The sequence below is a fragment of the Pseudodonghicola sp. genome (genome assembly GCF_048268305.1).
Lineage (GTDB): Bacteria > Pseudomonadota > Alphaproteobacteria > Rhodobacterales > Rhodobacteraceae > Pseudodonghicola.
Map to the genome: position 1 here is coordinate 59,554 of NZ_JBLWVT010000006.1, position 11,550 is coordinate 71,103.

General features: G+C 65.4%; 9 protein-coding genes. 3 read left to right on the forward strand and 6 right to left on the reverse strand.

Features of this window, described 5'->3' with window-relative positions:
• On the reverse strand, nucleotides 1–894 hold the full coding sequence (locus tag ACN0V4_RS12415) for a patatin-like phospholipase family protein (protein ID WP_417676509.1): 894 nt from the start codon (nucleotides 892–894) through the stop codon (nucleotides 1–3).
• Nucleotides 891–3,755: an excinuclease ABC subunit UvrA gene (gene uvrA / locus ACN0V4_RS12420; protein WP_417676511.1), complete on the reverse strand. Its 2,865-nt coding sequence runs from the start codon at nucleotides 3,753–3,755 to the stop codon at nucleotides 891–893. Before uvrA ends, ACN0V4_RS12415 begins: the two co-directional genes overlap by 4 nt.
• 184 nt (nucleotides 3,756–3,939) lie before the next feature.
• Between uvrA and ACN0V4_RS12425 the strand changes: the two genes are divergently transcribed.
• Entirely contained in the window at nucleotides 3,940–4,296 is a 357-nt protein-coding gene (locus ACN0V4_RS12425; protein ID WP_417676513.1) for a rhodanese-like domain-containing protein, read from the forward strand.
• A 159-nt stretch (nucleotides 4,297–4,455) separates the two neighbouring features.
• On the forward strand, nucleotides 4,456–6,177 hold the full coding sequence (locus tag ACN0V4_RS12430; protein WP_417676515.1) for a vWA domain-containing protein: 1,722 nt from the start codon (nucleotides 4,456–4,458) through the stop codon (nucleotides 6,175–6,177).
• A 60-nt stretch (nucleotides 6,178–6,237) separates the two neighbouring features.
• Here ACN0V4_RS12430 and lpdA read toward each other — a convergent pair whose 3' ends face one another.
• Entirely contained in the window at nucleotides 6,238–7,632 is a 1,395-nt protein-coding gene (gene lpdA, locus ACN0V4_RS12435) for a dihydrolipoyl dehydrogenase (protein WP_417676517.1), read from the reverse strand.
• A 249-nt stretch (nucleotides 7,633–7,881) separates the two neighbouring features.
• On the opposite strand from lpdA, the gene ACN0V4_RS12440 reads away from it, so the two are divergent.
• Nucleotides 7,882–8,319 (forward strand): hypothetical protein, encoded by a 438-nt coding sequence (locus ACN0V4_RS12440; protein ID WP_417676519.1) that lies wholly within the window; start codon nucleotides 7,882–7,884, stop codon nucleotides 8,317–8,319.
• 28 nt (nucleotides 8,320–8,347) lie between these two features.
• On the opposite strand, the gene ACN0V4_RS12445 is transcribed toward ACN0V4_RS12440, so the two are convergent.
• The 3 genes from ACN0V4_RS12445 to queA form a co-directional block, all read right to left on the reverse strand.
• Nucleotides 8,348–8,926: a DUF924 family protein gene (locus ACN0V4_RS12445; RefSeq protein WP_417676521.1), complete on the reverse strand. Its 579-nt coding sequence runs from the start codon at nucleotides 8,924–8,926 to the stop codon at nucleotides 8,348–8,350.
• 108 nt (nucleotides 8,927–9,034) lie between these two features.
• Nucleotides 9,035–10,333: an MFS transporter gene (locus tag ACN0V4_RS12450; RefSeq protein ID WP_417676523.1), complete on the reverse strand. Its 1,299-nt coding sequence runs from the start codon at nucleotides 10,331–10,333 to the stop codon at nucleotides 9,035–9,037.
• A gap of 115 nt (nucleotides 10,334–10,448) precedes the next feature.
• On the reverse strand, nucleotides 10,449–11,519 hold the full coding sequence (gene queA, locus ACN0V4_RS12455) for a tRNA preQ1(34) S-adenosylmethionine ribosyltransferase-isomerase QueA (protein WP_417676525.1): 1,071 nt from the start codon (nucleotides 11,517–11,519) through the stop codon (nucleotides 10,449–10,451).
• Between the last annotated feature and the right edge of the window lie 31 nt (nucleotides 11,520–11,550).

Here is an 11,550-nt window from a genome sequence, read left to right on the forward strand (position 1 = left end):
CTAGCGCAGCAGCGCCGTGATCCGATCTTCGGCCGCGCGCGCAATCCGGGCGCCTTCGTCGATGGCATGGCCGGCGCGATAGAACTCCAGCGTCGACATGTCGGTGAGCTGCGCCGCCAGCGCCAGATCGGCCGGGTCCGCAGCCTCGCGGGTCTTGCGCAGATATTCCGTCATCACGTCGATCGAGGCCGAGACCACGTCGAAATAATCCGGCGCCATCGGCTCCTTGCTGCGTTCCGGCAGCATGCGGCGCAGCGGATCGGGAAGCTTGTCCAGCAGCTCCGGTGCGCTGAGCGCGGTCCAGAGCCGCCCCTCGGTGGGTTCCCACAGCGGCCCGCCGCCCTTGTCGTTGGGATTGACCGAGAGGATCCGCCCGGCCCCGAGCGCGCGGGCGGCAGAGACGGGAACCGGGTTGATCAGCCCACCGTCGAGCAGCCAGCGCCCCTCGACCCGATGCGGACAAAGGATCGCCGGCAAGGAGATCGAGGCGCGGACCGCATCGGCCAAAGACCCCTGGCGCAGCCAGACCTCGCGACCGGCGGCCATATCAGTGGCGACGGCGGCATAGGGCACCTGCAAATCCTCGATCCGCTCCGGCAGGCCAAGATCGGCCAAAAGCTCCATGATCGCGCCGCCCCGCATCAGCCCGCTGCGATCGAACCGCAGGTCGATCATTCCCATGAAGCTGGTGGTGGTCAGCCCGCGGGCCCAATCCTCAAGCGCATCAAGCCGCCCGGCCGCCCAGGCGGCGCCGATCAGCGCCCCCATCGAACAGCCGGCAACCATCGCCGGCCGGGCGCCCAGACGCTCCAGCTCGCGCAGCACGCCAATGTGGCACCAGCCGCGGGCACCACCCGATCCCAGCGCCAGACCAAGCGGCTGCGGGCCGCTCATTCCGCCGCCACCCGCTTGGCGTCGAGCAGCGGTTTCAGATAGCGTCCGGTATGGCTGAGCGGATTGGCCGCCACCTCTTCCGGGGTGCCTTCGGCCACCACGGTGCCACCGCCGTCGCCGCCTTCCGGGCCGATGTCGATGATGTGATCGGCGGTCTTGATGACGTCGAGATTATGTTCGATCACCACCACCGAATTGCCCTGATCGACCAATTCGTGCAGCACTTCGAGCAGCTTCTTCACATCCTCGAAATGCAGCCCCGTGGTGGGCTCGTCGAGGATATAGAGCGTGCGGCCGGTCGACCGTCGGCTCAGTTCCTTCGACAGTTTGACCCGCTGCGCCTCGCCGCCCGAAAGGGTGGTCGCCTGCTGTCCGACCTTGATATAGCCAAGGCCCACCTGCATCAGCGCATCCATCTTCTCGCGGATCGAGGGCACCGCCTTGAAGAACTCCTGCGCCTCCTCGACCGTCATGTCGAGAACATCGGCGATGCTCTTGCCCTTGAAGGTGACTTCCAGCGTCTCGCGGTTATAGCGCTTGCCCTTGCAGGTCTCGCATTCGACATAGACGTCGGGCAGGAAGTGCATCTCGATCTTGATCACCCCATCGCCCTGGCAGGCCTCGCAGCGGCCGCCCTTGACGTTGAAGCTGAACCGCCCGGGCTTGTAGCCACGCGCCTTGGCCTCGGGGAGACCCGCGAACCAGTCGCGGATCGGGGTGAAGGCGCCGGTATAGGTGGCCGGGTTCGACCGCGGCGTGCGGCCGATCGGGCGCTGGTCGATGTCGATCACCTTGTCGAGCAGCTCCAGCCCCTTGATCGTCTCGCAGGGCGCCGGCGTCTGGCGGGCGCCGTTCAGCCGCATCGAGGCGGTCTTGAACAGCGTCTCCAGCGTCAGGGTCGACTTGCCGCCCCCCGACACGCCAGTGACGCAGACGAACTGTCCCAGCGGGAAATCGACGGTGACGTTCTTGAGGTTGTTGCCGCTGGCCTTGACCACGGTGATCGCCTTGCCGTTGCCCTTGCGCCGTTCGGCGGGCACCGGAATGCAGCGGGTGCCGGCCAGATACTGCCCGGTGAGCGAGGCGGGATCGGCGGCGATCTGCTCCGGCGTGCCATGGGCCACCACGGTGCCGCCATGCACCCCGGCGCCGGGGCCGATGTCGAAGACGTAATCCGACTGGCGGATCATATCCTCGTCATGCTCCACCACGATCACCGTATTGCCCTGATCGCGCAGGTTCTTCAGCGTCTCGATCAGCCGGTCGTTGTCGCGCTGGTGCAACCCGATCGACGGCTCGTCCAGCACGTAGAGCACGCCGGTCAGGCCCGAGCCGATCTGGCTGGCCAGCCGGATCCGCTGGCTTTCCCCGCCCGACAGCGTGCCGGCGTTGCGGCTGAGCGTCAGGTAATCGAGGCCGACGTTATTCAGGAACCCCAGCCGTTCACGGATTTCCTTAAGAATGGCGCGGGCGATCTCGTTCTTCTGCTTGCTCAGGCTCTCCGGCACGGTGCCGATCCAGCCATGCGCCTGCTTGATCGACATCTCCACCACCTGGCCGATGTGCAACCCGCCGATCTTGACCGCCAGCGCCTCGGGCTTCAGCCGATAGCCGCCGCAGCTCTGACAGGGGCGGTTGTTCTGATAATGTTCGAATTCCTCGCGGATCCAGTTCGAATCCGTTTCGCGATACCGGCGCTCCATGTTCGGGATCACGCCCTCGAAGACGCGGGTGACCTGATAGATCCGGCCGCCCTCGTCATAGCGGAACAGGATCTCCTCATCGCCCGAGCCATAGAGGAACACCTGCTGCACCTTGCGCGGCAGATCCTTCCACCGGGCGTTCTTGTCGAAACCGTAATGCTTGGCGATCGCCTCGATCGTCTGCAGGAAATAGGGCGACTTGCCCTTGCGCCAGGGGGCCAGCGCGCCGTCGGCCACCTTCAGGGTCTGGTCGGGCACCACCAGCCGTTCGTCGAAGAACAGCTCCACCCCCAGCCCGTCACATTCAGGGCAGGCACCATAGGGGGCGTTGAAGGAGAACAGCCGCGGCTCGATCTCGGGAATGGTGAAGCCGGAGACCGGGCAGGCGAAATTCTCGGAAAAGGTGATCCGCTGTGGCTCCGCCTCGCCTTCGCGCGGGGCGGTTTCCAGCACGGCGATACCGTCGGCCAGATCCAGCGCGGTGCGGAAACTGTCGGCCAGCCGGGTTTCCATCCCATCGCGCACCACGATGCGGTCGACCACCACGTCGATGTCGTGGCGGAATTTCTTGTCGAGCGTCGGCGGCGTGTCAAGCTCGTGGAACTCTCCATCCACCTTGACCCGCTGGAACCCCTGCTTCCTAAGCTCCAGGAACTCCTTCTTGTACTCGCCCTTGCGGTCGCGCACGATCGGCGCCAGCAGATAGCCGCGCGTTCCTGCCTCGAGCGCCATGACGCGGTCGACCATGTCCTGCACCTGCTGCGCCTCGATCGGCAGGCCGGTGGCGGGGCTATAGGGCGTACCGGCGCGGGCGAAGAGCAGGCGGAGATAGTCGTAAATCTCGGTCACCGTGCCGACGGTCGAGCGCGGGTTCTTGCTGGTGGTCTTCTGTTCGATCGAGATCGCCGGGGACAGGCCGCTGATGTGATCCACATCCGGCTTTTCCATCATGTCGAGGAACTGCCGGGCATAGGCCGACAGGCTTTCGACATAGCGCCGCTGCCCTTCCGCATAGATGGTATCGAAGGCGAGCGAGGATTTGCCCGAGCCCGACAGGCCGGTGATCACCACCAGCTCGTCGCGCGGAATATCCACGTCGATCCCCTTCAGATTGTGCTCGCGCGCGCCGCGCACCTCGATGTTCTTCAACTCGGCCATGACATCCCCGCAAAACCTGCCCCAGAGATAGGCGAGCGCGGCCGAGTCTCCAACCCAAAAGAGTGAACGTAAGGTGAACAATCGCCGTTTTGCGTTTCGGAGACATTGTATTCCAAATCTCGAATGTTATATCGCAGGCGACTGGCCGGGAGGCGGCCGAGAGACTGAGGAAAGGCACCAGAGAATGTTTTTCAGACAAGCGCGCAAACCGGGCATGACTGCGGCCGAGGCCGTGGCCGGCGCCAAGGCCGGCGATGTGATCGTCATCGACGTGCGCGAACAGGGTGAAGTGGCGATGTCCGGCAAGGCCAAGGGCGCGCTGCACCTGCCGCTGATGCGGCTGCAGGACATGGCCGATCCGCGCCATCCGGATTTCTGCGGCAAGCTGACCCCCGACAGCAAGATCGCCTGCTATTGCGCCAGCGGCGGCCGGTCGGGCCGGGCGGTACAGATCCTGGAACACCTCGGCTATGCCGATTGCCACAATATCGGCGGTCTCGGCAATTGGGTCCAGGCCGGCGGCGAGGTCGAGCGCGGCTGAACCACGGCGGATTTGGCGGGGGGAAAGCGCCCCGCCAGTTCCCCCTGACGGCGAGTCCCGATTGATTTCCGCGGTCTCTGCCCTCTAATCTCTCTCCGGTATTTCAGAATTTTCAGGACGGATCGGCGCTGTTTCGCGCCGGATTAGAGGACAAGATTGATGCGACGCATTTCCGCCGCCGCGCTGGCCCTGGGGCCGGCGCTGGCCTTTGCCCCCATGGCGCTGGCCGACCAACCGCCTTCGACCATTCTCGTGCTGGACGGATCGGGCTCCATGTGGGGGCAGATCGACGGCACGCCCAAGATCGACATCGCCAAGGAGGTGGTGGCCGATCTGCTCGCCTCCCTGCCCGAGGATCAGCCGCTGGGGCTGACCGTCTATGGCCACCGGCGCAAGGGCGACTGTAGCGATATTGAAACCCTTGTCCCCCCGGCCCCCAGCACCCGCGCCCGGATCGCCGAAGCGGTCCAGGGCGTCAGCCCCAAGGGCAAGACGCCGATGCTCGACGCGGTGAAACAGGCCGCCGAGGCGCTGCGCTATACCGAGGCGAAGGCGGTGGTGATCCTGGTCTCCGACGGGGTGGAGACCTGCGACGCCGATCCCTGCGCCACCGCCCGCGCTTTGGAACAGGCGGGCGTCGATTTCACCGCCCATGTGGTGGGCTTCGACGTCGACGATCCGAACGCCCTGGCGCAGATGCAATGTCTGGCGCAAGAGACCGGCGGCAGCTTCCGCACCGCCGGCAACGCCGCCGAACTCGCCACCGCCCTGCAGCAGATCGCCAGTGCCGAACCCCCTGCCCCTGCGGCACCGCCACCGCCGTCGCTGCCCGGCCAGATCACCTTTGCCGCGCATGAGACCTTTGGCGAGGAAACTCGCGACGCCGATGTGGTCTGGGAAATCTTCACCGCCGACGGGCAGCAGGTGATCGACGCCACGCAGGTGGCTTCCGGCGCGGCGGAACTACCGCCGGGCGATTATATCGTCCGCGCCCTGCGCCTGAGCGACGAGGCGGTGGAGGAGCGCCGCGTGAACCTGCGTGCGGACACTGCCGTGCCGGTGGAGATCACCTTTGCCGCGGCACTGCCCGAGGCCAGCCTGACCGCCCCGGCCAGTGGCCCCGCCGGGAGCACGGTGCCAGTCACCTGGACCGGCCCGGATGCCAAGATGGACTATATCGACACCGCCCGCCCCGATGCGGACAGCGGCGTCTATGCCACCTATGCATACACCCAGAAGGGCAGCCCGCTGCAGCTGCGCCTGCCGGCAGAGCCGGGCGACTATGTCATCCGCTATATCCTGGCGGAGGGCATGCAGGTGCTGGCAAAAACCCCGATCACCGTGACCGAACGCGCCTTTTCGGTCGAGGGGCCGGCGATGGCCCCGGTCGGCAGCCTGCAACAGATCACCTGGACCGGTGGCGGCTTTGCCGAGGATTTCCTGACCGTGGCGGCCCCAGGGGGCGATGGCAACGCCCATGTCACCTATGCCTATGTCCGCGACGGCAACCCGCTGCCGCTGCGGATGCCGCTGGAACCCGGTGACTATGAGATCCGCTATATCGTCGGCCAGGACAGCTCGATCGCCGCGCGGCAGGTGGTGACGGTGACCGATATCCCCGCCAGCCTGACCGCCGCCACCACCGCCCCGGCGGGCGGCACCCTGTCGGTCGCCTTCGACGGGCCGGCTCATGACACCGATTACATCGCCTTCGTCACCCCGGGCGACGGGCCGCTGGGCTATGTCACCTATGCCTATACCTCGGCCGGCAGCCCCGTCGACGTGCCGGTCCCCGATCAGCCCGGCGCCTATGAGCTGCGCTATGTCTCGACCGTGGCGGGCGAACGCGTCTTCGCGACGCAGAGCGTGACGGTGGAATAAGAAGACCCCCGCCCGGTCTCTCTCCGGGCGGGGGTTTCAAACAGGCGGATCGGACTTGGATCAGAAGTGGATCGCGCGGCCGTAGGCGTCCAGCACCGCCTCATGCATCATCTCGCTCAGCGTCGGATGCGGGAAGACGGTGTTCATCAGCTCGACCTCGGTGGTCTCCAACGTGCGGCCGATGACATAGCCCTGGATCAGCTCGGTCACCTCGGCGCCGACCATATGGGCGCCCAGAAGTTCGCCGGTCTTGGCGTCAAAGATGGTCTTGATCATCCCCTCGGGCTCACCAAGCGCGATGGCCTTGCCATTGCCGATGAAGGGGAAGCGGCCGACCTTGATGTCATAGCCCAGCTCTTTCGCCTTGGCCTCGGTATAGCCGACCGATGCCACCTGCGGCTGGCAATAGGTGCAGCCGGCGATGCTTTCGGGGCGAACGGGATGCGGATGCTGACCCGCGATCAGCTCGGCCACCATGACGCCCTCGTGGCTGGCCTTATGCGCCAGCCAGGGCGCCCCGGCGATATCGCCGATGGCATAGAGCCCCTCAATGCCGGTCCGGCAATAGTCGTCGACCACCACATGGGTGCGGTCGATCTTGACCCCCAGCGCCTCCAGCCCCAGGCCTTCGACATTGCCGACGATGCCCACGGCGGAGATCACCGTGTCGAACTCCATCGTCTCGACCTTGCCGCCGGTCTCGATATGGGCGGTCACCTTGCCCGGCGCCCGGTCCAGTTGCTTGACCATGGATTTCTCCATGATCTTCATGCCCTGCTTGACGAACTGCTTCTTGGCGAAGGCAGAGATTTCGGCGTCTTCCACCGGCAGCACCCGGTCCATCACCTCGACCACCGTGGTATCGGCACCGAGCGTGTTGAAGAAGCTGGCGAATTCGATGCCGATGGCGCCCGATCCGATGACCAGCAGTTTCTTCGGCATCCGCGGCGGGTTCAGCGCGTGCTTGTAGGTCCAGACCAGATCACCGTCGGCCTCCAGCCCCGGCAGGGTGCGGGCGCGGGCGCCGGTGGCGAGGATGATGTTCTTGGCCGCCAGCTCCTCGGCGCCCTTGTCGGTCTTGACGCTGACCTTGCCCTTGGCCGGCAGCGTCGCCTCGCCCATGATGACGGTGACCTTGTTCTTCTTCAGCAGGTGCCCCACCCCGCCGGCAAGCTGCTTGGCCACCCCGCGCGAGCGTTTCACCACGGCGCCAAGATCATAGCCGATCTTGTCGGCGGAGAGCCCGAACTCCTTGGCGCGCTCCATCAGGTGGAACACCTCGGCCGAGCGCAGCAGCGCCTTGGTCGGGATGCACCCCCAGTTCAGGCAGATACCACCCAGATGCTCGCGTTCGACAACGGCGACGTTCAGCCCGAGCTGTGCCCCCCGGATGGCGGCGACATAGCCGCCCGGCCCGGCCCCGATGACGATCAGATCAAATGTTTTGGCGGCCATGGCAATCCCCCGGCGCAGATGAGTTCCAGAACTAGTTTAACATTAAACTACCATATCCACCTCTGCAACAACCGCGCAGCGGAGAAATCGCCAGCAGGCGTAAAAACGCGCCCCCGCGCGCGGGGAGCAACGGGAGACCGCCGATTTCGCTTCCCTGCCGGGCCGTCATCTGAAACGATCCCGCCCATTGGAAGCCGCAGAACGGCGTCGGCTATCACCCGGTTATCGTTTAGAGAGTATGAGACATTCATGGCAAAAGTCATCAAAGACCTGCTGCTTGCCCTGTTGAACGCCACATTGATCCTGGCCGCGATCTGTCTGTTCCTGTTCTGGCGCGTATCCATCACGACACAGGCAGTGATGCATGACTTCACCTTGGGTCAGCAGATCGTGGCTCCGCTGCGCAATGATCTGAAGGACATGACCGCCAAGCTCGAGGACATGCGCGCCACGCTGGCCCGGCTGGAATGGGACAAGGGCGCCGAATCCCCCGCCGCGATCACCCTGATGAATGCACGGCTCGACACGCTCGACGCGCGGATGGAAATGGCCCAAAGCCGGTTGACCCATCTTGCCAACCTGCCGGGAGAGTTGATGGATCGCGCCATCACCACCGGGGTGGACCGGGTGATGGTCCGGGCCACCGAATTGCGCGGCTGCGTGATGCCGAAGCCCGAGGAGGGCTGAGCCCGGGCTCAGCCCGACAAGGGGAACCTCAGCCCGCCTTCTGCAGTTCCCTGAGCGTCTGCCCATAGCCACCCTCGGCCAGATAGGCCTGTTCCAGAGTGGTCGGGCTGCGCCCCAAGGCGGCATTGCGATAGGGGAAGCGGCCGAAACGCCGGATCACCTCGCGATGGGCACGGGCATGGGTCATGTTGTCGGCACCGGTTTCGGGCATACGCTCTAACATCAGCCGCACGCAGCGGTCCTGATCGGTGACGCATTCCGAATGCATCAGCGGCAGATAGAAGAACTGCCGCGCCGGCTCGTCGATCTTCATGTCCCAGCCCTTGGCGATCGCCGCCTTGGCCGCAGTGATCGCGGCGCGGTCGGTGGCAAAGGATCGCGGGTCGCCGCGGAACATGTTGCGGGGGAACTGATCGGCCAAGATGATATAGGCCAGCACCCCGCTGGGATAGGTCAGCCAGAGCGAGAACCGCCCCTCGCCCACCGCCTCCCAGGTGGTCAGGAAACGGCGCCGGATCTCCTCATCCAGCGCATCCTCCTCCACGTACCATTTCGCCGGGCCCGCCTCGTCGAGCCAGAATTTCAGAATCTCATCGGGACCAACCATCGGCCTTCCTCCCTTGCGCCTCTCCAAACCCCTAGCGCAGCCGGCGCCTCTGTAACACTGCGGTGACAGCGACGACTGGCGACAGCTCACAATATTCCGCGCCAAAACTCAAGCCGCGTCCTCCCCCGCCCGCTCGGCCTGGGCGACCAGAGCGTCTTGCACCTCCTGATCGGCGTTGATGGTATATTCCTGCGCCAGTTCCATCGCCACCGGGGTCGAAGCCGGCGAAACCGTGGTGAATGTCCCGGTATCCTCGACCGGGATCGAGGGGCGCTGGGTCATCCGATAAAGCGCGTAAACCGCCAGTGCGAACAGAAGCCCGGTCATCAGCAGGAAAAAGCCCGGGGGGCCGAAAACCTCGTCGCCCATCAGCCAGCCAGTGATCAGCGGCCCGGCGATCGCCCCCAAACCGTTGATGAAGAGCAACCCGCCCGAGGCGGCCGCCATGTCGTCGGGCTCAAGATAATCGTTGGTATAGGCGATCAGCAGGGAATAGAGCGGGTTGGTCATGCCCCCGATCAGGAAGGCGGCGGCCAGCAGCAGCGCATAGACCCCGCCAAGCGCCATCCCCAGCACCGATCCCAGCCCGCCGGCGGCGGCAACCAGCAGGATCAACAGCCGCCGGTCCATCCGGTCGGAGACCCAGCCGAGCGGGTACTGCATGATCAGCGCGCCGACATAGAAGGTCGCGACGAAGCCCGAAATCTCCACCATGCTGAGCCCGACGCTGGCACCATAGACCGCGCTCATCCCGAATTGCGCCGCAAAGACGCCGCCCATCAGGAACATGCCGACACAGCCCAGCGGCGAGGTGCGCATGAGTTGTTTCAGGCTCATCGGTTTGGTGGTGGCGAAGGCGGGCGTCGGACTGATCGACAGCAGAATCGGCGCAAAGGAGACCGAGATCACCACCGAGGCCAAGACGAAGGTGTCAAAGCCCGCCGGATCGCCCAGCAGCATCAGCGCCTGGGCGGTGACGATGCCAGCGGTCTGCACGATCATGTAAAGCGACAGCGCCTTGCCGCGGTTCTCGTTGTCCGACGCGTTGTTCAACCAGCTTTCGGCGGTGACATAGACTCCCGAGAAGCAGAATCCGATCACCACCCGCCCCAGCGACCAGACGATGGGATCGGTGAAAACCGGATAGAGGATCATCACCGCCGAGATGAAGGACCCCAGCGCCGCGAAGACCCGTACATGACCAACCCTTCGGATCATCTCGGGCGTCAACCGCGAGCCGCCGAGGAAGCCGACGAAATAGGCCGACATCACAAAGGACATCTGCAGGGTCGAGAACCCCTCGATCTCGCCGCGCACGCCCAGCAACGTGCCCTGAAGACCGTTGCCGATCATCAACAGGCCGACCCCCAGCAGCAGCGCCCAGGCGCTGGACAGGACTTGTTTCATCGGGGCCTCCGTTTGCCGATCCCGCGTGCATGCCGGACAGGTCCGGCCGTGCTAAAGCCCCCTGCCTAGCACGTCCGCGCCATAGGCGACAGGTCATGTCGCATTCGCGACCCGTCTAGTGTGCGTCCCCGCCCGGTTCCGGAATCAGCAGCGACGCGTCGCCATAGGAGAAGAAGCGATACCCCCCCGCCACCGCATGGTCATAGATGCGCCGAATGGTCTGCTGCCCCATCAGGGCAGAGACCAGCATCAGCAGGGTCGATTTCGGCAGGTGGAAATTGGTCATCAGGGCATCGGTGACCCGGAAGCGGAATCCGGGATAGATGAAGATGTCGGTCTCACCCTCCCAAGGCGCGATGGCGCCCGTCTCCCGCGCCGCCGTCTCGATCAGCCTGAGCGCGGTGGTGCCGACCGGGATCACCCGCCCGCCGGCGGCCTTGGTCGCGGCGATCTCGGCAGCGGCCGTTTCGCTGACCTGGCCCCATTCGGCATGCATCCTGTGGGTGGTCACGTCATCGGCCTTGACCGGCAGGAAGGTGCCGGCGCCGACGTGAAGCGTGACATAGGTGAAGCCCACCCCGATCTCGGCCAGCCGCCGCAGCAGCGGCTCATCGAAATGCAGGGACGCCGTCGGCGCCGCGACGGCGCCCAGGTTCCTGGCCCAGACCGTCTGGTAATCGGTCTTGTCCTGCTCGTCCGCCGCACGCTTGGCGGCGATATAGGGCGGCAGCGGCATGGCGCCGGCCTCGGCCAGGGCGGCATCGAAATCACCGCCCGTGAGGTTGAAGCGCAGATGCGCCTGACCGTCCTCGACCGCCTCCAGCGTTGCGGAAAGATCGCCGGAAAAGACGATCTCCTCGCCCACGCGGATTTTCTTCAGGGGTTTCAGCAGTGCCAGCCAGCAGCCATCGGCGCGCGGCTCCAGCAGCGTCGCCTCGATCCGCGCGGCGGTGTCGCCCTGCGCCCCCGAGCGATGGCGCAAACCGCTCAGCCGCGCCGGGATCACCTTGGTGTCGTTCAATACCAGCCGGTCGCCGGGGCGCAGCCAGTCGGGCAGATCATAGACATGGGCGTCGGTGATCGCGGTCCCCTCGGCCACCAGCAGCCGCGCCGAACTGCGCGGATGGGCGGGACGGGTGGCAATCAACGCCTCGGGCAGGTGGAAATCAAAATCGCTGAGTTTCATGCGCCGCGCTATAGGCCCGCGCGCGGCCTTT